The organism is Deinococcus psychrotolerans (assembly GCF_003860465.1).
Taxonomy (GTDB): Bacteria; Deinococcota; Deinococci; order Deinococcales; family Deinococcaceae; genus Deinococcus; species Deinococcus psychrotolerans.
On record NZ_CP034183.1, the window covers coordinates 1,144,492 to 1,168,926 of the forward strand.

Genomic DNA, 24,435 nt, shown 5'->3' on the forward strand with positions numbered 1-24,435 from the left:
CACATTGAGCAAATAGGCGTACGTTAGGGAGCAATTATGGATGATTTCTCAAAAAAGCCGACCGGCTTAAGGAGCAGCGGTGCTTAATTTCATTATTCGGCGCGTCGCTCAGATCCCTTTGGTAATGCTGGCCCTCTCACTGCTGCTGTTCGTGATTATCTTTCAGCTCACTCCCGAGCAGCGGGCGGCAGGCTACATCCGCAGCGAGCAGCAAGCCGCGCAGATGGACTCCATCATCCGCCAGCGCGGACTCGACAAGCCCTTTCCAATCCAGTACAGCAAATGGCTGGCCTCAACCGTGCAGGGCGACCTGGGCTTCTCACGCACCAGCAGCAAGCCGGTTCTCGACACCATCAAAGAGCGGCTGCCCAGCACCATTGAGCTCTCACTCTACGCCGGCATTCCGATTGTGCTGCTGGGCATTTGGCTGGGCACCCTCTCGGCGCTCAACAAAGACCGCTTCGTCGATCAGTTTCTGCGGGTCATCGCCGTGTTGGGCACCAGCTTACCGAGTTTCGTGCTGGGCATCGTGCTGCTTAAATTTTTGTACGGTTCTTTGGGCTGGCTGCCGGGGCCGGGACAGGTAGACGTGCTCAACCAGTTCGCTGTGCTCGACCCGACCTTCAAGCACTACACCGGCATGCTCAGCATCGACGCCATGCTCAATGGCCGCTGGGCCGTGGCGGGCGACGTGCTCAGGCACTTGGTGATGCCGGTGCTGACGCTGGTGATTATCTTCAGCGCCAATATACTCAAGGTGATGCGGGCGCAGATGCTCGAAACCCTGACCAGCGATTATGTCAGGACTGCCCGCGCCAAGGGACTGGGCAGCAAAGCAGTCAACCTCAAGCACGCCCGGCGCAATGCGCTCCTGCCCATCGTGACGCTGACCGGCTTCGTGGCCATCAACTTGCTGGCCGGCGCGATCATCACCGAAACGATCTTCGCTTATCCCGGTGTGGGGCAGTGGGTCGGGGACGCCGCCCGCAACCTCGACATCTCTGCGGTGATGGGCTTCGCGCTGCTCTCCGCTGTGATCGTGGTGGTCATCAGCACCCTCACCGATCTCTTTTACGGGGTGGTGGATCCGCGTGTGCGCTTTGACTAAGCTGCTCTCCTTAAAGCCAACCCACCCGAACTTCTGTAAGGCGGCAACTCTATGACAACCATCCCCGCGCCCAAACCCGCAGCCACGCCGGGCCGCCTCAAGTCGTTTTTTACTTCACGCCCAGTCGTCAAGCTCCGGCGCAACAAGCTGGCCGTCGTCGGCTTGATCATGACTTTTATTTTTCTGATGGTGGCCTTGTTTGCGCCGTTTATCGCTGCGCCCAGCCAAGCGGCGGGCGGCAACTGTCTAAGAGACTTGGGCATCTCACAGACCAAGCAAATCTACAATCCGGCGGGCGGGGCTTTCTGGAAGATCTTGTTCGCCGCGCCGGACAGCTGCTACCACACCGAGCGCGAGAGCTTTTCGCCGATTCCCACGCCGCCGAGCAAGGAAGCCTACTTCGGCACTTCGCAGGGCTACGACATCTTTTACGGCATGATCTGGGGCACCCGCGTAATGATGAAGATGGGCCTGGTCATCGTGGCGATTACCCTGATCACCGGCATCATCGTGGGATCGATCAGCGGCTATTACGGCGGCTGGATCGACAACGTGGTGCAGCGCTTCATCGACGTGATGCTCTCGCTGCCGTCTTTGGTGCTCACCATCGTGCTGATCACCGTACTGGGGGCCAGCATCAGCAGCATTATTCTGGCGTTTTGCCTCACCGGCTGGACCCAGTACGCCCGCATCGTGCGCGGCGACATTCTCAGAACGCGCAACCTCGAATTCGTAGACGCTGCCCGCAGCTTGGGCGCACGCGACTTCCGGCTGATCTTCAAACATGTGCTGCCCAACTCGCTGGCTTCGGTGCTCACCATTGCCATTTTGGACTTGGGCACCATTCCGCTCAGCATCGCTGCGCTGTCCTTTCTGGGCATCGGGCTACCGATCGGCTACACCGACTGGGGCCAGTTCATGAGCTTTGCCCGGGCGTGGATGGACAACCAATACTGGTACGTGACCGTGCTGCCCGCCGTGTTCATCATTTTGTTCAGCCTCGGCTGGAACCTCTTCGGTGACGCGGTGCGCGACGCTTTTGACCCGCGCACCCGCTGAAGAAAGCGCCCAAACCGCTCCCCCAAGATTGTCACTAATCCCCCCAACTCAGGGGGGTTTTTTGATGTGCCAGACAACATAAAACCCACATCAATTCTGCACACGAACAGCGCAGAATGTCGGCAATGAAAACCCGCTTGCTGCTGTTGGCTCTGGCCCTAAGTGCTTCCTCGGTGGCGCTCTCGCAATCTACGGCGCACCCGGCGGCGTCACTGAGTCCGTCCAGCCGCGACGTATCGACGCCCAAAGCAGCGGGACACGCCGATGCGCCCTCAGAGGCCCAAAACCTGTTCAACGACGTCAACGACCTGATTCAGCAGCAGTACGGCGGCCTCAGCACCGTAGACCGCCCGGCCCTCACTGCCGAGTACCAGCTGCGCTTGGAAGCCGTCTGCGCTCCTGATCCGCGAAGCTGCGCTGCCGAGAAAGCCTTTCCGGTGCTGTCGGCAGAAGTCAATGCACTGGGCGACGAACACAGCTTTTTTGAAACCCCCGAAGACTTCGGTGACTTCGTGACCAGCGCGACCGGCGGCAACCGCTTGCAGTTCGGGGTGCGTCTGGCCACCCTCGACGGCGAGAGCCGCTTGGTGCTGGACGTGATTCCTGGCAGCGCCAGCCAGGACGCGGGCCTGATGCGCGGCGACGTGCTCAAGACCATCGACGGTCAGCCGTACACCTTCGCGGGCCTGAAAGCCGCCAAGGAAGCGGGCAAGCCGACCACCCTGAACCTGGAGCGGCTGGGCCAGCCGGTGACCGTTACGCTGACCTCGCGTGAAAGCAGCTCACGCGATTTGCCGCGCCTGAGCTACCTGCCCGCTCCAGAAGGCCAAAGCGGCCAGATCGCCCTGCTGAGAATTCCCACCTTTTTGTCGGGCGGCAACGTGGCCCAGACCGTTCACGACGAGGTGCGGGCGGCGCAGGCCAAAAAAGCAGCCGGAATCATCGTGGATTTGCGCGGCAACACTGGAGGCGACCTCAGTGAGTGCGACGGCTCGGTGAGCGCCTTCGTCCCGACCTTTACCCGCCTCGCCAAGCTGGCGCAGGGTTCGAGCCGCACGGTGGTGCGCGGCGGAGCACGCCTAGACGACGGCCGCATCCGCAGCAGCGTGCAGAGTCCGGCGCTGTGGACTGGCCCGCTGACCGTGATGGTCGACAGCGGCAGCGCGTCGTGCAGCGAATTTTTTGCTTACGAGATGCAGTACGCCAAGCGGGCCACCATCATCGGTGAAGCGACGGCGGGCGTGGGCAACACCGCCACCCGCGTTTTTCCTTTGGGCAGCGGCGCGGGCCTGCAACTGACCATCCTCAACTACACCAAGCCCGACGGCACGCCGTATCCAGTGCGGGTCAAGCCTGATGTGAGCGGCAGCACTGATCTCACGGCGCTGAGTAGAGGCAGCGATACCTTGCTTAGTGCCGCCGCCCAGACCATCAAAACCGCCCCGGTGCTGGTTGCGGGCAATGATACCGACACCACTACCAGCAACTGAGTAAGAGGAGTATTTGGGCAGTGGTTGGGCAGTTCAGCGCTTGTAGACTTTGAAACGGGCGGTGAGATCAAAGGTGGCGCAGGCCGCTTCACCCGCGTAGATGGGCGCGGCGCAGACGGTCAGCTTGCCGCCTGCGCCGAGGGTATCAGGCACCTTCTCACCGGCCAGATTGGAGAGCTTGCCGAACTTGGCCACCAATTCGAGGTGGCCGTAGCCTTTTGAATCCACGGCCAAATGCAGCGGGTCAGCGCCAGGATTGACCAGCGGCGCGAGCGGCAGCCACTGGGTTTTGCCGCCGTCCTTCACGCCCGCTTCCTTGACAAACAAACTGGCCGAGACGCGGGGAATCACAAAAAAAGTTCTGCGGCCCGGCCAGCGCTCACGCAGCGCCAGCGGCAGCAGCAATTTACACTGGCTGTACTGTTCGTCGGGCAGCACGAAATCCACCCGAATTGCCTTGAAATAGCTGTCGGTACACACCAAGCTGATTTTTTCGCGGGGCACCGTGAAGGTGGCGGCTTGGGCCGAGTTAGGCAGGAGCGTGAGCAGCAACGGGGCCAGCCAAAGACGAGCGGGTTTATTCATGGCACTCCTCGGTGTTCAGAAAGTGGACTGTGGCTAACTGCTAGCGAATGATTTGGGCTTCTACCGTGTCGGTGGGTGGGTTGTACTGACAACTGAACTCGGCGCGGCCAGAGAAATTGGAGCTGGACTCCACCCAGCCGTCCCAGCGTTTGCCGTCGGTGTTGGCGGTGATTTGCTGGGCTGCTTCGGCGTCGGCGGGAAACTGGGCGGCGAGTTGGCCGAGTTGGTTGAGCAACTCGTGTTTGCAGCGCTCAATCAAGGCGCTGGAGGCGACGCCGCCCGACAGATCATCGGGGGCAGCGGGTTGCCGAAAGACCAAGAAGACTGCTGATGCTCCCGCCCACACGACCAGCCCCGCCAGCAGCCAGCCCCAGCGCGTCGGCCCTGCCCGCTGAGCCGCCCGCACTTCGGCGCGGTAAGCCGCCTGTGCTTGCTGGTGGGCCACGCGCCGCTGCTCAGACCGCTCGGCGTCAGCCAAGGCCGTTTCCTCCGCTAGAATTTGCCGCTTCTCCTCTTGGCTCAGCACGCCTTTAGAGTAGCAAGATACTCACTTGAGTATGATGAGTGCGATACTCAAAATAAATAAGTCCAACGCAGCAAAAGAGCCTACCGAGGTGGCAGGCTCTGCTGGTCAAGCTCATTTATTTTGAGCTTATTTGGCGTACTCAGTGGCCCGCAATTCTCTGACCACCGTCACCTGAACTTGACCTGGATATTCCATATCCTGCTCGACCCGCCCGGCAATCTCGCGGGCCAGCAAGACGGCTTGGGCATCCGACACGCGGTCTGGTTCGACGATCACGCGCACCTCACGCCCAGCTTGAATGGCGTAGGCGGAATTGACTCCGGGAAACGACACGGCGATCTGCTCCAAGGCTTCAAGCCGCTTGATGTAGCTCTCCAACTCCTCGCGCCTCGCACCGGGCCGGGCCGCGCTGATGGCGTCGGCGGCGGCGACGAGCACCGAATAAAGCGTCTCGCCGTTTTCCGGGTCGTGGTGGTGGGCAATCGCGTCGATGACTTCCAAAGGCTCCGAGAATCGGCGACCCAAGTTGACGCCGATCTCGACGTGGGTGCCCTCGATCTCGCGGTCGATGCTTTTGCCCACATCGTGCATCAGTCCGGCGCGGCGGGCCAGGGCCGCGTCTAAGCCCAGCTCGGCAGCCATGATGCCGGTCAGGTGCGCCACCTGCACCGAGTGCTTCAGCACATTCTGGCCATAACTGGTGCGGAAATACATCCGCCCGAGCAGCTGCATGATGCCGGGCTTGAGGCCGACCACACCCGCTTCGATGGCCGCTTCTTCGCCTTGGGTGTGAATAAAGGCTTTCATTTCATCTTGAGCTTTATGCACCATCTCTTCAATACGGGTCGGGTGAATCCGCCCGTCTTGCACCAAGCCTTCGAGGACGTGCTTGGCGACTTCGCGGCGCACCGGGTTGAACGAACTGAGAATCACCGCTTCGGGGGTGTCGTCAATGATCAGGTCTACGCCGGTCAGACTTTCAAAGGCGCGAATATTGCGTCCTTCGCGCCCGATGATGCGGCCCTTCATGGCGTCTGACGGAATCGGCACCACACTGACGCTCATGGCCGCCGAAGTCTCGGAGGCGCTGCGCTGAATGGCCTGCGCGATGACGTGGCGGGCGGTGCGCTTGGCGTCCAAGCTGGCCCGCTCGGTCATGGCCTTGACCCGGATGGCTTTTTCTTCTTCCAACTCTGCGTCGAGGTGCGTGAGAATTTGCTCTCTGGCCTGCTCCTCGCTGAGACCCGCGACCTCGTAGAGCTTGAGCTCGGCGTGCCTGATTTTGTCTTGGAGGGCCGCTTCGTCGGCGTCGAGGCGCTGCTGGTGGTGTTCGAGCCGCTCTTCGTGCTGATCGAGTTTGTCGCCGCGTGCGTCGAGTTGCTCGGCGCGGCGGTTGAGCCGCTCGATTTCGCGGCCCAAGTCCTCGCGCTCGCGGCGGGTGTCGGCCCGCTCGACTTTGAGGCTTTCACGCTCGCGGGCGGCGTCCTGAATGAGTTGATCGCGCTGGGTCGTGGCCTGAGCCACCATCTGCGCGGCGCGGTCAGAGGCGTCTTGAACGAGTTTGCTGGCGTCTTTGCTGGCGTCGCTGCGCTGGCGCTCGGCGTCTTGTCGGCTGCGGGCGGCCTCGGCCTCGGCGTCTTGGCGCAGGCGTCCGGTTTCGGCCAGTGTCGCGCTGCGAACGCGCTCGGCCTCTACCTTGGCTTCTTGCACGGCGCTGTTATCAAGCGCCTGACGCTGCTGCCGACCACGCGGAAATCCAATCACGTAGCCGCCAAACAAACCCACCAAGACACCGAGAATGACATACATCAAGGTCATACTGGCTCCTTTGGGATTTTGCCTTGCTGCCTTGCGGCGGGTTTTTCGGCCTTCCTCCTGCATTCAACTGCGCGGCCCACCGACCCCTCTTTTAACGAAGTCATGAGTGGAAAGAAGCGAAATTTGAGCGGCGAAGTGGACAAACCCACCGAAGACATTCCTGCGGCGCTTCTCACTGCTGCCTTCCCTGAACAAGCGGTCAGCTCCGGCAAAGAGCGCCTTAAACTGGTTTGAGAAAAGCGAGTCCAAAGAAAAAGGGAACCGGACTCAGAGAGCAGTCTAGTACGGATTGAGGCTGCCCCCCCGCCGAGCGTTACACAACTTGCACACGAACCGGGCTTTGCTGTAGATCAGCCGGTGCTGCCCGGTGGCCGCCCGCTATCATGCGGCCATGACGCCTGCTGACTCCGACTTCGCTGCGGCCCGCTTACGCCCCAACCGCCCGAACACCGAAATCCCCCTTGTCGGTGACAAGCAGGACAAAGCCGCCGACGTGCAGCGGATGTTTGCCGACATCGCTCCGCGCTACGACCTGCTCAACCGCGTGCTGAGTTTGGGCGTCGACAAAAGCTGGCGGCGGGCGGCGGCCAGCGAGGCTTTGCTGCTCCGTCCGGCGCGGCTGCTCGACGTGGCCACCGGAACCGGCGACTTCGCCTTGGAGCTCAAGCGCCGCTCGCCGCACACCGAGGTGATCGCCTCAGATTTCGTGCCGCAAATGCTGGAGATCGGACGCAAAAAAGCGGGCAGCCAGCACCTCGAGATCCACTTTGAGGAAGGTGACGCTCTCCATCTCCCCTACCCCGATGCCAGCTTCGAGAGCCTGACCTGCGCCTTCGGCTTCCGCAACTTCGCCGATTATCAGCGCGGCCTCGCGGAGTTTTGGCGGGTTCTTAAGCCCGGCGGCAGATTGGTGATTCTGGAGTTTCCGCCACCTGCCGAGGGGCTGTTCGGATCGGCTTTCCGCTTTTACTTCCAGCACATCTTGCCGCGCATCGGAGCAGTGGTCAGCGGCAACGGCGGCGCGTACACCTACTTGCCCGAAAGCGTACTGGCTTTTCCCGACCCGCCCCACTTGGCGCGGCTGATGCATGCCACCGGCTTCCGGGTACACTACCGCCTGCTCAGCGGGGGCATCGCGGCCATCCATGTGGGCACAAAAAGCTGAGCGGAGAATCCAGGCGTAAACTTTTTCAGAACGTTGGCGGCACGGCCTGACGGCTGTTGTCTGCGGCGATGCGGTTGACCTGAAAGGCCATCCGGCCCGCGCCGAAAACCGGCGATCCGCCGATGGTGCCCAGTGCTTGCCCGCGCACGACCCTCGCGCCAACGTCCACGCTGGGAGCGTCGAGGCCGATGTAAGCGGTGGCCAAGCTGGCACTGTGCTCGATCAGCACCACCCAGCCGAGGCTGGCGTAATTGGTAACGGCCAGCACGTTGCCGCCCTGCGCCGCCACCGCCTGACTGCCTTCCGGAGCGCTGATGACTGTCCACGGCACCGAGGCGGAGAAGTTGGCCACCACGACCCCGCCCGGAAGCGGAAAGCCCAGCGGCCCACTGGCGGGCGGCAGCGGCGCGAGTTCAATACTGGCCTGCTGCTGCTGCGCCTGAATCTGGCTGGCCCGGGTTCGCAGGCTGGCTTGCTCCTGCGCGTTGGCCGCCGCCCGCTGCTGACTGGCCCGCTGCTCGGCGGCGGCTGAGGCCTGCGCCGCCGCTTGGGCCTGGGCACGCTGGAGAGCAGCTTGGCGCAGGGCTTCTTGCCTCTGGGCTTCACGGATAGCGGCGAGGCGGGCGGCTTCCTGACGGGCACGTTCCTGCGCTTCACGGATGCGGCGCAGCTCCTCGGCGCGGCGCACGCGCTCGGCTTCGATGCGCCGCCGCCGATCTTGCTCGATGCGGCTGCGCTCCGAGACGATGTTGCCCACCAAACTGTTGATGCTCTGGGCGGTGAGGGCTTGTTGGGCCTGCGTTTGCAGCGCCAGCGCCTGCTTGCCCGCCTGCGTTTGTTGCAGCCGCGCCACCAGAGCTTGCTGCTGGTTCCGGGCGTCACGCAACTTGGTGAGCTGAGCGAGTTGCTGAGCGCGTAAATCTTGCAGTTGGGCGGTTTGGGCGGTTTGCTGGGCTTGCTGGGCTTGCAGGCTCAGGCGCTGGCTTCTGAGTTCTTCAATTACTGCCACGTTGTGCTGGCCGCTCATATTGGCGTAACGGGCGCGAATCACCAGATCTGACAAGCTGTTGGCTTGGTTGATCAAACGCAAATACTGGCCGCTGCGCTCGCGGTAAAGCAGCTCAAGGAGCTGGCGCACATCGGCTTGCAAGCGGGCCACCTGCCCAGAAGTCCGCGAAACCTGCGTTTTGGTTTGCGTCAAGTCAGCAATGGCCGCCCGGATGGTTTGTTCCAGCTTGAGTTTCTGGTTTTGCAGCCCCGCGATTTGGTTTTCTAGGCGGTCAATTTGGCCCAGCACGTCTTTTTGCTGAGCGCTGAGCGAGGCGATGTTTTGGCGCAGGCTTTCGAGCTGCTTTTTCTGATCGGCGCTGAGCTGCTTTTGGCCGGAAAGCTGCTGCTGAAGACGCTGCAACTTTTGGCTGGTGGTGGACAGGCCCAAGTTGTAGGGATCGGGCAGGGTAGGCAGCGGCTGGACAGAGAGTAGCGGTGACGGCTGGACAGCAGCAGGCGAACCGAGGCTGTTTTTCGCCGCCGGACTGTTCTTTGCCGTGCCCTGACTCAGCCCAGCTTGGACCAAAACCAAGCCAGTCAGCAGCGCAGCAAAGGCGGCGGGCCGGTTGCTCATTCCAATTCCCGCAGGTAGCGCTGCGTGGCAAACACGCTGCCTGCCAGCCCGACCAGCACGCCCAGCAGCAGCAGGCCGATCAGCACCGGCGAAACGGTGGGCAGATCGGTGATGATCGGCAGCACCGGCACCAGCTCCTGCACCCGCAGAGAAAGTTGCAAGTAGCTGGGGGCCAGCAGCGCCGAGGCGATTAGGCCCGCCAGCAAGCCCAGCAGCACGCCCTCGATCAAGTGCGGAGCGCGGATGAAAGCGCGGGTGGCTCCCAAGAGGCGCATCACGAAGATTTCGCTGCGGCGGGCATAGATGGCGACCCGCACGGCGCTGAGGATATTGAAAAGGGTACCGATCAGCAGCAGGCCCACCAAGGTGTATCCAGCCCCGCGCACGGCGCTGAGCGTCTTGACCGTTTGATCCACGTAACCCGCGCCGTATTCCACGTCCACGACCCCCGGCAGAGCGCGAACTTGCTCGGCCACCGCCCGCGAGTCTTCGACTCGGGCAACCCGGAGCCGCAAGGTATCGGGAAATGGATTGCCCGCCAGCGTCGCGGCTTCCTCCGCATACGGGTAGTCGCGGCTCATTTCGCTCAGCACTTTGGCTTTGCTGACGAGCTGCACCTCGGTGACTTGCGGCTGATCGCGCACGGCTTTGGTCAGCGCGGCGGTGTCGGCTCCGTCACTCAGGAAGGCGGCGATTTCCACTTGCGATTCGAGCTGTGCCAGCGTGCGGTCGACGTTGAGGGTCAGCAGCACCACGAAGCCCAGCATCAGCAGCGTCAGGGTCATGGTGATCAGGGTGGAGAGGGTGGCGGTGAAGTTGCCGCGCATTTGCAGCAGGGCCTCGCGCAAATGAAAGCTCATAGCGCGTAGCCGCCGTAAGGGTCGTCACGCACCAGTTTGCCTCTGCGCAGGGTCAGGGTGCGGTGGCGAAAAGTTTCCACGAGGTCGCGGGCGTGGGTGGCGACCAGCACCGTCGTGCCGCGCAAATTGACATTTTGCAAGACCTTGAGCACTTCACGGCTGTTGTCGGGGTCGAGGTTGCCGGTGGGCTCGTCGGCCAAGAGCAGCGGCGGGTCGCCGACAATGGCGCGGGCAATCGCGACGCGCTGCTGCTCACCTTGCGAGAGTTGCACCGGCAGGGCGTGCTTTTTGTGTTCAAGACCCACCGTCCTGAGCGCTCCGCCGACCCGCGTGGCCCACTCGCGCCTCGGCACTCCGGTGACGCGCAGGGCGAACGCCACGTTGTCTTGGGCGCTCAGATGCGGCAGCAGCAAATTGTCTTGGAAGACCATCCCGATACGGCGGCGCAGGGTGGAGGTACGCCCGCCCTTGTAGCGGTTGAGGGCCTCGCCCGCCACCAAGACCTCGCCGCGTGTGGGCAAATGGCGCTTGATAATCAGGTTCATAAAGCTGCTCTTGCCCGCGCCGCTTTGCCCGACCAGATAGACGAACTCACCTTTGCCCACAAACAGGTGCACGTCGTCGAGCGCCAGCGTGCGGGTCACGGGGTATTCCAAACTGACGCTGCGAAATTCAATCATCGGAAAACGGGCCGCCCAGCGGTGAAGTCAGGCGTGAAGCACTTGAGTGGAGGAAGGATCATAAACGCGCCCAGCATAGCTTAAGAGCAGATGAATGTGACCGAAACGCGGCTCATGAGAGCGCCGGGCAGCCGCGCCGCCAATACCAGTGCAGGCTACAGAGCCCCTCCAAACCCAGCATCAATGTCACCTTTAGCTTAGCCAAACTTCACCTGCCGCCGCTATGCTGAGTGGGTGAGAAAACGAATTTTACTCGTCTCAGGCGCACTTGCCGCCACCGCCGCCGTGGGCTACGCGCAGTTTGCGACCTACACCACCGCCGACATTACCAAAACCACCGACGGCAAAGCCTTCGTGCAACTGTTTGGCGCACTCCACCAGCTGTATCTCAGGCCGCTGGACGACGGCAAACTGATGAGCGGAGCCATCAAAGGCATGATCGCCTCGCTGAACGATGAATTTACCTACTACGAAGAGCCGCAGGACAACAAGACCAGTCAGGAAAACCTCAGCGGCGAGTTTTTTGGGATCGGCATTCAGCTGACGGCCGCCAACACCGACGGCACCGGAGCCAAAGTTGATACCGTCTTCAAAACCGGATCGGCCATTCAGGGCGGGGTGCAGACCGGCGACATCTTCCTCAAAATTGGCGACAAAGACGTGACGGCCATGAGCCTCAACGATGTGGTCAGGCTGGTACGCGGCGAAAAGGGCACCAAAGTCAACATCACCTTCGGGCGCGGCAAATCCACTTACGCCGTGGCGCTGGAGCGTCAGCCGGTCACGATTATCAGCGTGGAGCAGACCATGCTGCCGAACAACGTCGGCTACATCGCGCTCAACACCTTTTTCAGCGAGAAGGTCAACGAGCAGTTCTCGGCAGCGGTGCAGAGCATGAATAAAAAAGGCGTCAAGAAACTGATTCTCGATTTGCGCGACAACGGCGGCGGGCTGCTCTCGTCGGGCGTGTTCGTGGCCGACCAGTTCCTGCAAAAAGGCCCGATTGTCTCGCTGCGTGACAGCAAAGGCAAAACCACCGTCTACGACACGGCCAAGGCCCAGTCCACCGATTACACCGGCCAACTGGTGCTGCTGATCAACAAAAACAGCGCCTCGGCCAGTGAGATCGTGGCCGGAGCCTTGCAGGACACCAAGCGGGCCACCATCGTCGGTGAAACCAGCTTCGGCAAGGGCGTGGCCCAGACCCCGGTGCAACTGGTCAACGGCGCGGAGGTCAGGATCGTGGCCAACGAGTGGCTGACCCCCAATGGCCGCCAGATTCAGAAAAAAGGCATCACGCCGGACATCAAAGTGGACGACAACCGCCGCCCCATTCCGCTCAACTTTACTGGCAGTGGCGTCAAGGCCGGCACCAAGCTGACGCTGAATGTCAGCGGCAAGCCGGTGGACGTGGTGGCCGACAAAGACGGCAAGTTTACCTACATCGCCCCGCCTGCTCCGCAGACCCGCAGCGCCGATCAGGGCGTGGCGGTGGTCGATCCGGCCAAGGATGCCGAACTGGCAGCGGCACTCAAGCAGTTTAAGTAAAGAAGAGAGCCCAGAGAAAATCTTTATTTGGCTCTTTTCCTCTCCATCAAGCTCAGCCCAGCAATAAGCGCCGCCCCCACATCACGGGGCGGCGCTTCATTTTGAGCGGCCCGCTGCTGTGCGGCGCAAAATCACGTACACTGAGCGGCACATGAGCGCCGTTATTCACTTGCAAGCGTTGGGCCTGACCGAATACGAGGCCCGCGCCTACACTGCGCTGCTGGCGCTTGGCCGGGCGGTGCCTGCCCGCGTGGCCCGGCAGGCCGGTATTCCGAGGCCCAAGATTTACGAAACCTTGGAGCGCTTAGAAGGGCGCGGCCTGGCCACCAAAGTCGGGCAAAACCCGCTGGAATACGCGCCCCTCTCGGCCCGCGAGTATCTGGCCCGCGCCCGCCGCTCGTTTGATGACCGGCTCGGCGCACTCGACCGCGACCTCTCGCGCCTCGCGCCCGACCCCGCCCCCGAAGCGGTCTATCACCTCTACGGCGAAGCGGCGATTACCGCCATCTGCGAAGACCTGACCCTCAACGCCCGCGCCAGCGTCATCATGGCGGGCAGCGCGGCGCTGCTGGAGCGTTTAGAGCGCCTGACTCCGCGCGGTGTCAAGGTCAGTCAAGCGTCACTGGTGGGCCTGCCGAGCGTGGCCGCTGCCGGGCAGAGCGCCTTCTTGCTGGCCCGCGACGGTGAAGCGGCCATCATCGCCCACTTCATTGAAGACGGCGAAATCGGTGAGGCGCACGGCGTTCACACCCATAATCCGGTGATCGTGCATTTGATCGAAGGCTACGTGCATCTGGCAGAGCAGCATCAGGGGCGGGCAAAAAAGAGTAAGGACGTACAAAAAGAATAAACCTCAATTGAATACAGCGTTTGATGGATGGGCAGTGTAAGACAATGGCGAGATCAATTGACCTCGCCATTGTCCCACAAGCTGCGGCCCTCACTCCACCTCAAAGCCTGCATCCCGCAGGCGCTGGCCCGCACTGCTGGCTGCTTCACCCACCACCCGCATCACAAATTCGCGCTGGCCCTGTGCGGCTCCACTGGTGGCCAGCGAGATGATGTTGCTGGGCTGCACCGCCCGGGCAGCCTGCTCCAAACTGCCGGGCACGTCCGGTAAGCGCAAATACAGCCGCTGACCGCCTTCGTCTTGGCCGAGCGTGTGAGTAAAGGCCTCGAGCACGTCGCCCACCGTCAGGATGCCGCACAGCCGCTGCCGGTCGTCCAAGACGGGCAAGCCGCCGACGCCGCACTGACGCATCCGCAGGGCGGCGTCTTCCATATATTCGCCGACTTGGGCCGTCAAAACGGGCTTGGCCATCATCTCGCCTACCGTCAGTTTGCTGAGCAAAAAATTGATCTCCCAAATGCTGAGGGTGGCGGCCTTGCTGGGCACCGCGTCCCTGAGGTCTTTGCGGGTGGTGATGCCGATCAGACCGCCGCTTTCATCCACCACCGGCAGCCGCCGAAAGCCGCGCTGGCTCAGCGAATTGAGGGCTTCCATCACCGGGGTGGTGGGCAGCACGGTGAAGGGGTCGGGGGTCATCCAATCGCGCACCAACATACCCAGCATTCTAGAGGGCGGGCCGATCGAGTGACGCTGGGCTGACTAACACCTTCACGAAGCTCAAAAATGACCATGCTAGCTTGCTGTTCATGAAGCGCACCCTCAAGCTCAGTCTGCTCGCTCCCGCCCTCCTTGTCGGCGGTTTCGCTCTCGGCAGCCTCACGCCCCACGCCCAAACTGCGCCGCAAAAAATCGCTTTTGTCGATGTGTCGCAAGTCCTCAAGGCCCACCCCGATAACGCCGCCGTAGTGGCGCTCAAAGCCAAGGCCGACGCCGAACTCAAGCCGCTGAGCGACCAGATTCAGGCGCTTCAGGCCCAGGGAAGCAAAATCAGCGCCGCCGACAAAGACAAGCTGGCCCAGCTCAGCGCCACCATCAGCAGCAAAGCCAAAGACTACGACAACCAAATTCAGGTTAAAGTCAAGCCCATTACCGAAGCGGTCGACACCGCCGTGAGCACGGCTGCCAAAGCCAACGGCGTGGCCGTGGTGATGGACGCGGCGACGGCTCAGGGCTTGGTGGTTTTCGCCGATCCCAGCACCGATTTGACCGACGCGGTCAAGACCATAGTCGCCAAGAAGTAAGGCCGCGCAGCCCAGCCGGGTTCGACTTCCATTCAGCACTTTAATGTTCCAACCACCCAAAGGGCGGCCCGACAAACAGTGTTTGAGCCGCCTTTTGGGTGGAGAAGTTGCTGAGCTTTCTATCCACTATTCAGAGCAGGGAGATGAGACGTGAAGGTAGAGTTGAATTTGAGCGCCAAACAAACCACCATGCTGGCCGCCGTCCTCATTACCGGACTGGCGGGCGCGGCCACCATCAAAGCGGGCAAGTTGGGGCTGGTTGACGTGCAGCAAGTGATTGCCAGCAGCAAAGGCAGCGCGGATTTTACGGCCATCAACAAAAAAGCCGACTCGGCCCTGGCGATTCAGGTCAAGACCATTCAAACGCTGCAAAACAAGATCAGCAGCGGCAAAGCCAGCGCCGCCGATGTGCAGGCGCTCAGCAAAGCCCAAACCACTTACCAAACCGCCAGCAAAACCTACGATGCTCAGCGCCAAAAAGCCTTCGCCCCGATTGCCCCGGCGGTGAACGCGGCGGTGGCGGCGGCGGCCAAAGCGCAGGGCTACACGGTGGTGCTCGATAAGCGTAAGGCGGCGGCCAGCGGCGTCATCATCTATGCCAACAGCCAAACCACAGACCTGACAGCGGCAGCTCAAAAAGCACTCAAAAAATAGAGGCGTTCTTCGCTCGCCCGCCTTCCTTTTTTGCTGGAAGGCGGGGCGTTTTTTATACTGACGGTATGACTGAACCGGATCAAACGGAACTTGAAACGCTCGAAACTGGCATTCCATTGGCCCGGCACCTCATCTTCGGTGAGCAGCACGACCGCATTCAGGAGCGTTTAGAGGGGCTCGATCCCGACTTGGCCCGCTATGTCCGCGAATTTGCCTACGACACGGTGTATCAGCGGGCCGGACTCGATCTCAAGACCAAAGAGCTGCTGGCCTGCTCCCTGCTGATTGGTCTGGGCGCACAGAGCGAACTCAAAACCCATCTGCGCGGCGCGTTGCGGGCCGGGGCGAGTGAAACCGAAGTGCGTGAAGCGCTGCTGTTTATGATTCCGTACCTGGGCTTTCCGCGTGTGGTGGCCGCTTTCGGACAGCTCCAGAGCTTGCTGGAAAAACAAAAAGAATGAGAAGGCAACCGTGCGCCGCCCGTAAAATTGGGCGGCGCACGGTTTATGAAAACGATTTAGAAGAAAAAGTCGGAGGATTTAAAAAAGAATCAAGCCGAGTTGGCCGGCATCCGCAGCGCGTCTTCCGGTGGGGTGTACGGCAATTCCAACGCGTCGGCCACGCCCTGAAAAGTCAGCTTGCCGTTCATGGTGTTCAGGCCTTTTTTCAGGGCTTCGTTGCCCAGCAGCGCACTCACGCCGTGATCGGCCAGTTGCAGCGCAAACGGCAAAGTCTGGTTGGTCAGCGCGAAGGTGCTGGTGCGCGGCACGCCGCCGGGCATGTTGGCCACGCCGTAGTGAATGATGCCTTCTACCAAGTACACCGGATCGTCGTAAGTGGTGGGGCGAATGGTTTCCACACAGCCGCCCTGATCGACGGCCACGTCCACAATGACGCTGCCTTCTTGCATCAGCGGCAACATGTCGCGGGTGACGAGGTGCGGAGCGCGGGCACCGGGAATCAGCACCCCGCCGATCAGCAAATCGGTTTCGGGCAGCAGGGCGCGGATATTGGCTTCACTGCTCATCATGGTGGTGAGTTTGCCGAAGAACACGTCGTCTAAGTAGGTTAGGCGGCGGTGCGAGACATCCAAAATGGTGACTTTCGCGCCGAGTCCCATCGCCATTTTGGCCGCGTTGGTGCCAACCACGCCGCCGCCGATGATGACCACGTGGCCCGCCTGCACGCCCGGCACGCCGCCGAGCAACACGCCGCGCCCGCCCTGCGGCTTTTGGAGGTGGTAGGCTCCAGCCTGAACGCTGAGGCGTCCGGCGACTTCGCTCATCGGCGTCAGCAGCGGCAAGCTGCCGTCGCTGCTCTGCACAGTTTCATAAGCGATTCCGGTGGTGCCGGAAGACAGCAGCGCTTCGGTGAGGGCGCGGTCAGCGGCAAGGTGCAGGTATGTAAACAGCAGCAAATCGGGGCGCAGGTAGCCGTACTCGGCTTCAATTGGCTCCTTGACTTTGACCACCATCTCGGCGGCCCACGCTTCAGCCGCGCTGCCGAGTTCCGCGCCCGCATCACGGTAGTCTTGGTCTTGGATACCGCTGCCCACGCCCGCGCCGCGCTCCACGGTGACCTGGTGGCCGCGCCGCACCAGCATGCCCACGCCGCCGGGGGTGAGGGCCACGCGGTTTTCTTTAACCTTAATTTCCTTGGGAAGACCTATTTTCATGACGCTCCTTAGCAGTGGCTCTACAGATTTCGACTTGAATGCGCCCTTATACTAATCTTCTCAGCGCTCCGAAGATTGCCGAAGATAGCCCAGAAATCAGACGTTCTGGCAATATCATTGCGCCAAAATAAGCGCTAGACTTCAAAAATGTCTCAAGTCGAACTCGACGCCGTAGACCGCCGCATTTTGGGTATTTTGCAGCGCGACGGGCGCATCGCCAACACCGAACTCGCCGACGAGGTGGGCCTGACGCCCGCGCCCACGCTGCGGCGGGTACGCAGGCTGGAGGAAGAAGGCATCATCCGGCGCTACGTGGCCCTGCTTGACCCCAAAAAAGTCGGCCGCGATTTGACGGTATTCGTGAATGTCAGCCTCGACAAGCAAACCAAGCCCGGCTTTCAGACGTTTGCCGAACACATGAGCCGCCGCCCCGAAGTGCTGGAATGCTACCTCTGCTTGGGCGAGAGCGACTTTCTCTTAAAAGTCTGCGTACCGGATCTGGACGCTTACCAGCGCTTTTTGGTGGACGTGCTGGCGGCCATTCCGGGCGTCAGAAACACCAACAGCACCATCATCGTCAAGCATGAAAAGAGCACGACCAGTTTGCCCTTAGACTGACCGAGAGACAAGCCCGAGATGTCTGCTCCAGTCAGGGTTGTGGCAGATGTTCGGCGCTACACTGCTGGGCGTGTCATGTGTCTTGAGGGCTGTTGGAGCCGAATTTGAAGTCGACGCTTTTTTGCGGCGCAGCCGATTTTCACCGCTGAAAGTCTGGCGGCGCGGCGACCGGATCAGCGCCAAATCCGCCGACGAAACCGAGGCAGCCTCCCCAAAGCACGGGCAATCCGGCTTCGCGGCGCTGGCCAGTGCAGCCTCGTTCCGCAAGACAGCGCAGCAAGTCAGCGACGCGACTTTTTTCCTGCGGCGGCACGAAGCGGCCCTCTCGGCGCTGGCCGATTGCCCGGGCGTGGAAGCGATTTTGCTGGATTTCGGTATCGAAGACTGCCCGCTGCACTGGAAAAAAGATGAAACCCAAACCAGTTATTTTCCGCCGGAATTGCTGGTGTTGATGGCCAAGCTGCGCATCGGTTTGGTCGTCACGCGCTACCCTGAAACCGCCGACTGAAACTGTGGAGGAGCAGCGGGAGCGCTGGGGACACCCATCCCACGCCGCAGGCATAGAGTAAGGCTTCATGAAGTGGTTAACTGCTGCTCTCCTTTCCGTCGCCGCTGTGCTGGGCGGCTTGCTGCTCGTGCGCGGCAACACTGCCGAAGCTCTGGGCGGCACCGCCCTCGACCCGTCGCCGAGCATCAAAGCCATACCAATGCTCGGCGACAACGGCCAGCCCGCCGATCTGGGCGGCCCCGCCGAGCAAGTCCGGCTGGTCTTTTTCGGCTTCACCCGCTGCCCCGATGTCTGCCCGCTGACGCTGGGACGGCTCTCCAAGCTGTATGGACAGCTCAGCCCCGAGCAGCAGCGCAAACTCCAAGTGGAACTCATCAGCGTCGATCCGCAGAACGACTCGCCCAAAGTGATGCGCCATTACCTCGACAACTTCGACGCCAGTTTTCGCGGCCTGACCGGCACGCCCGCGCAGGCCAAAGCCGCTGCCGACGCCTTTTACGTTCTCAGCACCCGCACCGACAGCGGCAATATCTTGCACGGCGATCAGGTGGCCGTGCTCGACCGTCAGGGCCGCTTCCGGCGGGTCTACAACAGCGAATCGCTGGGCAGCGGCGAATTGGCTAGCGACCTGCCGCAGTTGCTCAAGGTGTACTGAGGGGCGCACGGCGCTGCAAATTTTTAAGCTGACCTCTCAACAAAAGCAGGCCACCCGTTTGATGAGGGTGGCCTGCTTTTTCACTTTTCTAGTGCAGATTGAGCGTTACTTCCCAGCCCCCGGCCCCGCCGTGACTTCCACGATATTGTCGGGGTCGAGCAACTCTTTGGCCGCCTGATTGACCGCTGCGGGCGTGACCGCGTTGATTTTGGCTTGATAGTCGGTCAGTTCGCTCAGCGGCAACCCGTCTGAAACGAGGCCGGTGAAGGTGGAGGCCAGCGCGGCGGGATTGGACAGGCCGACGATGTAACTGCTCAGCAAGCCGTTTTTGGAAGTGGCCACTTCGGTGGTGCTCAGGCCGTTGTCGCGGATATCTCTGAGGATATTGAGCGCTCCCTGAATGGCCTTGCCGGTGTCTTTGGGATTGGTTTGCAGCGAGATTGAGAACGCGCCGGGCTGCTGAAGCGCCGCAAAGCCGCTGCTTACACCGTAGGTCAGCCCCTCTTTGTCGCGCAGCTCGGTGCCGAGGCGGCTGGACAGGGTACTGCCGCCCAGCACGTCGTTGAGCACCAGCGAAGCGTAGTAGCGCGGGTCGGAACGGGCAATGCTCTGGTAGCCCAGATAGGTCACCGACTGCGTTTTGCCGGGCAAGTCGCCGCCCGCCGTGACGATGCCAGCAGGTTTGCCGATGACCGAGTACACCACTTTGGGCGCGGGGCCAGCCGCTTTCCAGTTGCCAAACTTCTGGTTCAGCAGGGTCTTGACACTCGACGGATCGAAGTTGCCCACCAGAGTCAGCACCGTGGCGTCGGGGCGGTAGTAGGTTTTGTAAAAGGCGGTGGCGTCTTGCTGGGTCAGTGCGCCGATGCTCTCAGGGCTGCTGAACACCTGCCAGGGATTGCCCGCCGGATACAGCGTTTTGCGGAAAATTTTGATGGCGACGCTACCGGGGTCGTCGTTGGCCTGCACCGCTCCCTGCACGGCGCGGGCCTGTGAGCGCTTGAATTGATCGGCAGGGAAAGTGGCGTTTTGCAGGATGTCGGAGAGCGCGGTGAGCAGCACCGGCAAATCCTTGTCGCGGCTGGCCCCGCCGATTTGCACCCCAAAGCGGTTGGCCGCCGGAGCGAGTTGAGCGCCCACGTCGTCGAGCAGCTTGGCCAGCGTCAGTTCGTCGCGGGATTTGGTGCCGGAGAGCAGATTACCCGCCACCAAGTCCACCAGTCCGGCTTTGGCGTCGGTGTCGAACTCGCGGCCCGCCTTGACACTGGCCGACAAGCTGACGGTGGGCGTGGAGGTGTCGCGCAGCAGCATCACGGTCATGCCGTTGGCGAGGGTGATTTTTTCCGGCAGAGTGATTTGGGCCTGACCCGAGGGCGCAAAGGCCGGCAAATACTTGGCGACTTCGGCGGGGTCGACCGGCGGCCCAGCGTTGAAGGCTTCCTGGGTAGCTCCGCCCGCACTCGCGCCGCCGCCCGCACCCGCTTCGGCTTTGGTCGGCTCAAAGTAACCCACTGTGCGGCTGGCTTCTTGCAAGTACTTCTGGGCCACCCGCTGCACATCGGCAGGCGTGACTTTTTGCAGCGCCGAGAGGAATTTGTCGGTGTACTGGTAATCGCCGGCGGTGGTGGCGTCCATACCGAGGCTGGTGGCCTGCGCGTCGATCGAGCGGGTATCCAGCAGAGTGCTGGTGCTGATGCTGGTTTTGGCCCGCGCAATTTCCTCGGCGCTGACAGGGGTGTTGCGGACATCCGCCAGCGTGGACAGCAGGGCGGCGTCCAACTTGGCCAGCTCGGTATTGGGCGTAGGCGTGAAATTGAACGAGTACCAGCCGCCGCGCAAAAACTGATACGGCGCGGTTCCGCCGTCTGCGGCCAACCCCGACTCGAACAGCGCTTGATACAGCTTGCTGGTGCGCCCCGACAGCAGCACATAATCCAGCACCTTGAGGGCCGGAGCGTCGGGGCTGTTCACGTCGGGCAGCGGATAAACGGCGTTGAGCAGCGGCGTGGAGCCCGCTTCCTTGAGGACAATCGGCGCTTTGGGCGGCGTCTTGCCGAGGGTGGCCTCGCTGCCACCGGGCACCAGTGGAGCGCTGGACGCCACCGGAGCCGTGCCCGCCTTGCCGAGTTTGCTGAACGCTGCCGTGATTTGCTGCATCATCTGCGGGGTGCTGAAATCACCCACCACGATGAGGGTGGCGTATTCCGGCGAGTAGTATTTTTGGTAATACGAGCGCACTTCCTCAGCGGTAAAGCCCTCGATATCTTTGCGGGTGCCGCCCACCGTCAGGCCATAAGGAGAACCGGGAAAGGCGGCGGCCTGCACGGCACTTTCCAAGCGGTAAGCCGGGTCGTTTTCGTCGCCTTCAATTTCGGAGAGCACCACATTGCGCTCACTGTTCAGCGCCGCCGGATCGATTTTGGCGTTGACCATCCGGTCGGCTTCGAGTTGCAGCGCCGCGCCGGCTTTTTCGCGCTCCACCACTTCGTGATAAGCGGTCTGGTCGTAGTAGGTAAAGGCGTTAAAATCGGCTCCGAGTGCGCCGAGCAGGCGGCCAAACTGCACCGGCCTGTCGGTGGTGCCCTTGAACATCAAGTGTTCGAGTTGGTGGGCAATGCCGTTGACGCCGGGAGCTTCGTTGCGCGAGCCGATTTTATAAAAGACCTGCACGCTGACCACCGGAGCGCCGCGCACTTCTTTGGTCAGCACGGTCAGGCCGTTGCTCAGCACCGTGCGCCTCACGTCGCGGGTCAGGCTGAAATCGCCTCCTGCCGCCATAATCGGAGCAGGCTTGGGCGCGGCGGTGACAGGTGTGCTGCTGCCGCCCACGACGGCGGCCAGCACCGTGGAAGTGGCGAGGGCGGCGCTCAGGGCAAAGGTTGCACTCAGAACTCGTTTCATGAAGCCTCCAAAACTCGGACGGGATGGAAGAGAACAAAAAGAGGGACGCCCTAGCCTAGCGCCAAATCTCAAGCGCCCGGAACACGGCAAGGTGAAAGCAGGTTAAGGACTTTGGCACTGACCCAGTGGGTAAAGGCGAAACAGGGAAGCGGCCTACACTTAAGGCGCACCGCTCAGATTGGAACCGTTCCCACCGCCTGCCGTTATGCTGGAAGAATGACCAAGCCGCCTGAACGCGATGCTCTTTTGTCTGCTCCGACTCCTGCCGACCAGCCAGCGACCACGCCGACGCTTGAAGCCCAGCCCTCCGAGGTGACTCCCCAAGCCAAGCCGGTCAAAGCCAAGAAAGTTAAGGCACCGGCCAAAGCCGCCAAGCCGCGCCGCACCACTGCTGAGCTCCCTCTGACCGAAGCTCTCCCTGAGCCTGAGGAAGCAACGGGCGACCTCTCCCCTGACCCGCTGACCGCAGAGGCCCAACCGCAAAAGCCCAAAGCCAAGCCTAAAAAGGCCAAGGCAAAAGCAGCTCCGCAACCCACTCAAGAAGCTGAGGAGACCGGTAGTGGGCGTCCAACCCCCCAGCCCGTGCTCAGCGAAGCGGAACAGCAAACCTTTGACATCCGCATGGAGCGCTACCGCAGTGACCTCGAAGGCAGCTTGCGGCGGGTCTACGGCGATCAGGTCGACGCCATCTGGCCGCGCCTCGAAGCGCTGCTGAAACGCTCTTTTGGCGAGCGCCCCACCGAACTCCGGCGCTTGGACGAAGCCCGCTTGCTGCGCCCCGATTGGCTGCAAGCGCCGGAGATGATCGGTTACGTGGCCTACACCGACCGCTTCGCCGGAACGCTGAAAGGTGTCTCCGAGCACCTGAGTTACCTTGAAGAATTGGGCATCAAGTACCTGCACCTGATGCCGCTCCTGAAGCCCAGAGCTGGAGAAAATGACGGTGGATACGCCGTGCAGGATTACAAAGCGGTGCGCGAAGATTTGGGCAGCATGGCGGATCTGCGCTCCCTGGCCGGTGAGCTGCGGGCCAGGGGCATCAGCTTGGAACTCGACTTGGTGATCAACCACGTGGCCGAGGAACACGACTGGGCCGTGAAAGCCAAGGCGGGCTACGGCAATTACCGCGATTACTTTTTGATGTTCCCAAACCGGGAGCAGCCCGACCTTTACGAGCGCACCCTCCCCGAAGTCTTTCCCGACTTTGCGCCCGGCAATTTCACCTGGAACGCAGCGGCCCGCAGTTGGGTTTGGACGACTTTCAACAGCTACCAGTGGGACCTGAATTGGGCCAACCCGAACATCTTTTTGGAATTCGTGGACATCATCTTGCATCTGGCCAATCAGGGCGTGGAAATCTTTAGACTCGACGCGATTGCTTTTATCTGGAAGCGGATGTGGACCGACTCGCAAAACCAGCCCGAAGTGCATGACCTGACCCGCGCACTCAGGGCCGCCGCCCGGATCGTGGCCCCGGCGGTGGCGTTCAAGGCCGAGGCGATTGTGGCTCCCGGCGACCTGATCGCTTATTTGGGGCAGCGCGACCACCACGGCAAAGTCTCGGATATGGCTTACCACAACTCGCTAATGGTGCAGCTCTGGAGCAGCTTAGCGAGCCGCAGCACCCGGCTGTTTGAGCAGGCCCTACTCGCCTTTCCGCCCAAACCGACCAACACCACCTGGGGCATGTATGTGCGCTGCCACGACGACATCGGCTGGGCCATCAGCGACCACGACGCGGGCATGGCCGGAACGGTCGGCTGGGGCCACCGCGCTTTCCTGAGCGACTTTTACAGCGGCGCGGCACCGGGCAGCTTCGCACGCGGGCAGGTTTTTCAGGCCAATCCGCGCACCGGAGACAGGCGCATCAGCGGCTCAGCGGCCAGCTTGGCGGGCTTGGAAGCCGCTGAAACCGGGGCCGAGGTGGAATCGGCACTGAGGCGTCTGCGCCTGCTGCACGCCGTCACCATCGGCTACGGCGGCGTGCCGCTGCTGTATATGGGCGACGAGCTAGCGCTAACCAACGATTACAGCTACGCGAGCGCCCCCGAACACGCCCTGGACAACCGCTGGATGCACCGTCCGCAGATGGACTGGGACAAGGCCGAGGAGCGCCGCGACCCCCAGACGAGCGCCGGAAAGATGTACGCCGCGCTGCGAAGCCTGATTCAGGCCCGCCAGCACTTGCCGCACCTGCACGCCAGCATCGAGTCGCGGGTGATGAGAAGCCCCAACGAGCACACCTTGCTGCTGCGCCGCACCCATCCGCAAGGCAACATGCTGGCCGTCTACAACTTTACAAATGAATTTCAGGCGCTGCCGGCCTGGGTACTGCGCGAGGTGGTCGGCGCTTATCCCCGCGACGCCATCAGCGGGCATGAGTGGAACCTCACCAATGAAGAAGTCGCTCTGGAGCCTTACGGGGCCTACTGGCTGATCGAGCAAGCGCACTGAGGGCAAGCCCAACGCCATGAGCGCGTCCAACTTTGGGCGCGTTTTTTTGGTTCCTATACTTGAAGCGCGGGAGCAACGGTGGGGACGACTCGCATTTCTCAATGTATTTAGCGGCAAAATAGCGGGCATGACCCGTAAACCGCTGAAGCTGCCCACCGCCGCCGTGCTGGAACTGGCGAAAGTGGCCACCGCCCGCCTCGGCGCACTGAGCAAAGACCCTAAAGTCCGCGAGGAAGCCGTGCATGTCGCCGACGCCTTGCAGCGCTTGATGCAGGCCATTCGGGCGTCCAAGCCGCGCTGAGCGGGGTGTTTGGGCTAAGGATAGGCGAACCTTATGGCGGCCAATTGGACGGCGG

24 protein-coding genes are annotated in these 24,435 nt (G+C 61.8%); 15 read left to right on the forward strand and 9 right to left on the reverse strand.

The features are described 5' to 3' along the window. Positions 1-79: 79 nt before the first annotated feature. The 3 genes from EHF33_RS05610 (at position 80) to EHF33_RS21860 (ending at position 3,657) form a co-directional block, all read left to right on the forward strand. Complete coding sequence (locus EHF33_RS05610; RefSeq protein ID WP_124868652.1) at positions 80-1,108, forward strand: ABC transporter permease; 1,029 nt, start codon at positions 80-82, stop codon at positions 1,106-1,108. Positions 1,109-1,159: 51 nt separating this feature from the next. After that, positions 1,160-2,167, forward strand: coding sequence for an ABC transporter permease (locus EHF33_RS05615; RefSeq protein WP_124868654.1), 1,008 nt, complete (start codon positions 1,160-1,162; stop codon positions 2,165-2,167). Between the two features lie 632 nt (positions 2,168-2,799). Next, complete coding sequence (locus EHF33_RS21860; RefSeq protein ID WP_420889957.1) at positions 2,800-3,657, forward strand: S41 family peptidase; 858 nt, start codon at positions 2,800-2,802, stop codon at positions 3,655-3,657. Between the two features lie 33 nt (positions 3,658-3,690). Here EHF33_RS21860 and EHF33_RS05625 read toward each other — a convergent pair whose 3' ends face one another. From EHF33_RS05625 to rny, 3 genes are all read right to left on the reverse strand, one after another. Next, positions 3,691-4,242 (reverse strand): hypothetical protein, encoded by a 552-nt coding sequence (locus tag EHF33_RS05625; protein WP_124868658.1) that lies wholly within the window; start codon positions 4,240-4,242, stop codon positions 3,691-3,693. Between the two features lie 40 nt (positions 4,243-4,282). Further along, positions 4,283-4,768 carry a hypothetical protein gene (locus EHF33_RS05630; RefSeq protein ID WP_124868660.1) on the reverse strand — a complete coding sequence of 162 codons (486 nt, stop codon included), beginning with the start codon at positions 4,766-4,768 and terminating at the stop codon, positions 4,283-4,285. Positions 4,769-4,894: 126 nt separating this feature from the next. Beyond that, complete coding sequence (gene rny, locus EHF33_RS05635) at positions 4,895-6,586, reverse strand: ribonuclease Y (RefSeq protein WP_124868662.1); 1,692 nt, start codon at positions 6,584-6,586, stop codon at positions 4,895-4,897. Positions 6,587-6,688: 102 nt separating this feature from the next. Between rny and EHF33_RS21735 the strand changes: the two genes are divergently transcribed. Continuing rightward, positions 6,689-6,820, forward strand: coding sequence for a hypothetical protein (locus EHF33_RS21735; RefSeq protein WP_277425532.1), 132 nt, complete (start codon positions 6,689-6,691; stop codon positions 6,818-6,820). 268 nt (positions 6,821-7,088) lie between these two features. Continuing rightward, positions 7,089-7,751: a bifunctional demethylmenaquinone methyltransferase/2-methoxy-6-polyprenyl-1,4-benzoquinol methylase UbiE gene (ubiE, locus tag EHF33_RS05640; protein ID WP_241191312.1), complete on the forward strand. Its 663-nt coding sequence runs from the start codon at positions 7,089-7,091 to the stop codon at positions 7,749-7,751. A 25-nt stretch (positions 7,752-7,776) separates the two neighbouring features. On the opposite strand, the gene EHF33_RS05645 is transcribed toward ubiE, so the two are convergent. The 3 genes from EHF33_RS05645 to ftsE are packed head-to-tail and all read right to left on the reverse strand — an operon-like array spanning position 7,777 to position 10,915. Next, on the reverse strand, positions 7,777-9,375 hold the full coding sequence (locus tag EHF33_RS05645) for a murein hydrolase activator EnvC family protein (RefSeq protein WP_124868666.1): 1,599 nt from the start codon (positions 9,373-9,375) through the stop codon (positions 7,777-7,779). Next, positions 9,372-10,235 carry a cell division protein FtsX gene (locus EHF33_RS05650; RefSeq protein WP_124868668.1) on the reverse strand — a complete coding sequence of 288 codons (864 nt, stop codon included), beginning with the start codon at positions 10,233-10,235 and terminating at the stop codon, positions 9,372-9,374. The genes EHF33_RS05645 and EHF33_RS05650 overlap by 4 nt, the downstream gene beginning before the upstream one ends. Then, a complete protein-coding gene (gene ftsE, locus EHF33_RS05655) occupies positions 10,232-10,915 on the reverse strand; it encodes a cell division ATP-binding protein FtsE (protein ID WP_124868670.1) in 684 nt (227 codons plus the stop codon). The genes EHF33_RS05650 and ftsE overlap by 4 nt, the downstream gene beginning before the upstream one ends. Before the next feature lie 234 nt (positions 10,916-11,149). Here ftsE and EHF33_RS05660 point away from each other — a divergent pair, with 234 nt between their 5' ends. Both EHF33_RS05660 and EHF33_RS05665 read left to right on the forward strand, forming a co-directional pair. After that, on the forward strand, positions 11,150-12,463 hold the full coding sequence (locus EHF33_RS05660) for a S41 family peptidase (protein WP_241191278.1): 1,314 nt from the start codon (positions 11,150-11,152) through the stop codon (positions 12,461-12,463). 151 nt (positions 12,464-12,614) lie between these two features. Next, positions 12,615-13,313: a TrmB family transcriptional regulator gene (locus tag EHF33_RS05665; RefSeq protein ID WP_124868672.1), complete on the forward strand. Its 699-nt coding sequence runs from the start codon at positions 12,615-12,617 to the stop codon at positions 13,311-13,313. A 90-nt stretch (positions 13,314-13,403) separates the two neighbouring features. Here the strand turns inward: EHF33_RS05665 and EHF33_RS05670 are convergent, their stop codons facing one another. Next, positions 13,404-14,027 carry a CBS domain-containing protein gene (locus tag EHF33_RS05670; protein WP_124868674.1) on the reverse strand — a complete coding sequence of 208 codons (624 nt, stop codon included), beginning with the start codon at positions 14,025-14,027 and terminating at the stop codon, positions 13,404-13,406. Positions 14,028-14,119: 92 nt separating this feature from the next. Here EHF33_RS05670 and EHF33_RS05675 point away from each other — a divergent pair, with 92 nt between their 5' ends. From EHF33_RS05675 to EHF33_RS05685, 3 genes are all read left to right on the forward strand, one after another. Continuing rightward, a complete protein-coding gene (locus EHF33_RS05675; RefSeq protein ID WP_124868676.1) occupies positions 14,120-14,614 on the forward strand; it encodes an OmpH/Skp family outer membrane protein in 495 nt (164 codons plus the stop codon). Between the two features lie 150 nt (positions 14,615-14,764). Further along, positions 14,765-15,268 (forward strand): OmpH family outer membrane protein, encoded by a 504-nt coding sequence (locus EHF33_RS05680; RefSeq protein ID WP_124868678.1) that lies wholly within the window; start codon positions 14,765-14,767, stop codon positions 15,266-15,268. Positions 15,269-15,333: 65 nt separating this feature from the next. Continuing rightward, complete coding sequence (locus tag EHF33_RS05685; RefSeq protein WP_124868680.1) at positions 15,334-15,729, forward strand: carboxymuconolactone decarboxylase family protein; 396 nt, start codon at positions 15,334-15,336, stop codon at positions 15,727-15,729. Positions 15,730-15,818: 89 nt separating this feature from the next. Here the strand turns inward: EHF33_RS05685 and ald are convergent, their stop codons facing one another. Beyond that, a complete protein-coding gene (gene ald / locus EHF33_RS05690; RefSeq protein ID WP_124868682.1) occupies positions 15,819-16,943 on the reverse strand; it encodes an alanine dehydrogenase in 1,125 nt (374 codons plus the stop codon). Between the two features lie 147 nt (positions 16,944-17,090). Between ald and EHF33_RS05695 the strand changes: the two genes are divergently transcribed. The 3 genes from EHF33_RS05695 (at position 17,091) to EHF33_RS05705 (ending at position 18,724) form a co-directional block, all read left to right on the forward strand. Continuing rightward, positions 17,091-17,561, forward strand: coding sequence for an Lrp/AsnC family transcriptional regulator (locus tag EHF33_RS05695; protein ID WP_124868684.1), 471 nt, complete (start codon positions 17,091-17,093; stop codon positions 17,559-17,561). A gap of 70 nt (positions 17,562-17,631) precedes the next feature. Next, positions 17,632-18,069, forward strand: a complete 438-nt coding sequence (locus EHF33_RS05700; RefSeq protein ID WP_124868686.1) for a hypothetical protein — start codon at positions 17,632-17,634, stop codon at positions 18,067-18,069. A 67-nt stretch (positions 18,070-18,136) separates the two neighbouring features. Next, complete coding sequence (locus EHF33_RS05705; RefSeq protein WP_124868688.1) at positions 18,137-18,724, forward strand: SCO family protein; 588 nt, start codon at positions 18,137-18,139, stop codon at positions 18,722-18,724. A gap of 105 nt (positions 18,725-18,829) precedes the next feature. On the opposite strand, the gene EHF33_RS05710 is transcribed toward EHF33_RS05705, so the two are convergent. Next, positions 18,830-21,625, reverse strand: a complete 2,796-nt coding sequence (locus EHF33_RS05710; protein WP_241191279.1) for a M16 family metallopeptidase — start codon at positions 21,623-21,625, stop codon at positions 18,830-18,832. 216 nt (positions 21,626-21,841) lie between these two features. Between EHF33_RS05710 and EHF33_RS05715 the strand changes: the two genes are divergently transcribed. Together EHF33_RS05715 and EHF33_RS21045 are read left to right on the forward strand one after the other, a co-directional pair. Further along, positions 21,842-24,079: an alpha-amylase family glycosyl hydrolase gene (locus EHF33_RS05715; RefSeq protein ID WP_241191280.1), complete on the forward strand. Its 2,238-nt coding sequence runs from the start codon at positions 21,842-21,844 to the stop codon at positions 24,077-24,079. Positions 24,080-24,206: 127 nt separating this feature from the next. After that, entirely contained in the window at positions 24,207-24,380 is a 174-nt protein-coding gene (locus EHF33_RS21045) for a hypothetical protein (RefSeq protein ID WP_164473415.1), read from the forward strand. Positions 24,381-24,435: the final 55 nt, after the last annotated feature.

Bases quoted from the DNA above. Each gene is read 5' to 3' on its own strand.
- EHF33_RS05615 (WP_124868654.1), top strand. From the start codon at position 1,160: ATGACAACCATCCCCGCGCCCAAACCCGCAGCCACGCCGGGCCGCCTC.
- EHF33_RS21860 (WP_420889957.1), top strand. From the start codon at position 2,800: ATGCGCGGCGACGTGCTCAAGACCATCGACGGTCAGCCGTACACCTTC.
- EHF33_RS05625 (WP_124868658.1), bottom strand. From the start codon at position 4,242: ATGAATAAACCCGCTCGTCTTTGGCTGGCCCCGTTGCTGCTCACGCTC.
- rny (WP_124868662.1), bottom strand. From the start codon at position 6,586: ATGACCTTGATGTATGTCATTCTCGGTGTCTTGGTGGGTTTGTTTGGC.
- EHF33_RS21735 (WP_277425532.1), top strand. From the start codon at position 6,689: ATGAGTGGAAAGAAGCGAAATTTGAGCGGCGAAGTGGACAAACCCACC.
- ubiE (WP_241191312.1), top strand. From the start codon at position 7,089: ATGTTTGCCGACATCGCTCCGCGCTACGACCTGCTCAACCGCGTGCTG.
- EHF33_RS05645 (WP_124868666.1), bottom strand. From the start codon at position 9,375: ATGAGCAACCGGCCCGCCGCCTTTGCTGCGCTGCTGACTGGCTTGGTT.
- EHF33_RS05650 (WP_124868668.1), bottom strand. From the start codon at position 10,235: ATGAGCTTTCATTTGCGCGAGGCCCTGCTGCAAATGCGCGGCAACTTC.
- ftsE (WP_124868670.1), bottom strand. From the start codon at position 10,915: ATGATTGAATTTCGCAGCGTCAGTTTGGAATACCCCGTGACCCGCACG.
- EHF33_RS05665 (WP_124868672.1), top strand. From the start codon at position 12,615: ATGAGCGCCGTTATTCACTTGCAAGCGTTGGGCCTGACCGAATACGAG.
- EHF33_RS05670 (WP_124868674.1), bottom strand. From the start codon at position 14,027: ATGTTGGTGCGCGATTGGATGACCCCCGACCCCTTCACCGTGCTGCCC.
- EHF33_RS05675 (WP_124868676.1), top strand. From the start codon at position 14,120: ATGAAGCGCACCCTCAAGCTCAGTCTGCTCGCTCCCGCCCTCCTTGTC.
- EHF33_RS05685 (WP_124868680.1), top strand. From the start codon at position 15,334: ATGACTGAACCGGATCAAACGGAACTTGAAACGCTCGAAACTGGCATT.
- ald (WP_124868682.1), bottom strand. From the start codon at position 16,943: ATGAAAATAGGTCTTCCCAAGGAAATTAAGGTTAAAGAAAACCGCGTG.
- EHF33_RS05695 (WP_124868684.1), top strand. From the start codon at position 17,091: ATGTCTCAAGTCGAACTCGACGCCGTAGACCGCCGCATTTTGGGTATT.
- EHF33_RS05705 (WP_124868688.1), top strand. From the start codon at position 18,137: ATGAAGTGGTTAACTGCTGCTCTCCTTTCCGTCGCCGCTGTGCTGGGC.
- EHF33_RS05710 (WP_241191279.1), bottom strand. From the start codon at position 21,625: ATGAAACGAGTTCTGAGTGCAACCTTTGCCCTGAGCGCCGCCCTCGCC.
- EHF33_RS05715 (WP_241191280.1), top strand. From the start codon at position 21,842: ATGACCAAGCCGCCTGAACGCGATGCTCTTTTGTCTGCTCCGACTCCT.
- EHF33_RS21045 (WP_164473415.1), top strand. From the start codon at position 24,207: ATGACCCGTAAACCGCTGAAGCTGCCCACCGCCGCCGTGCTGGAACTG.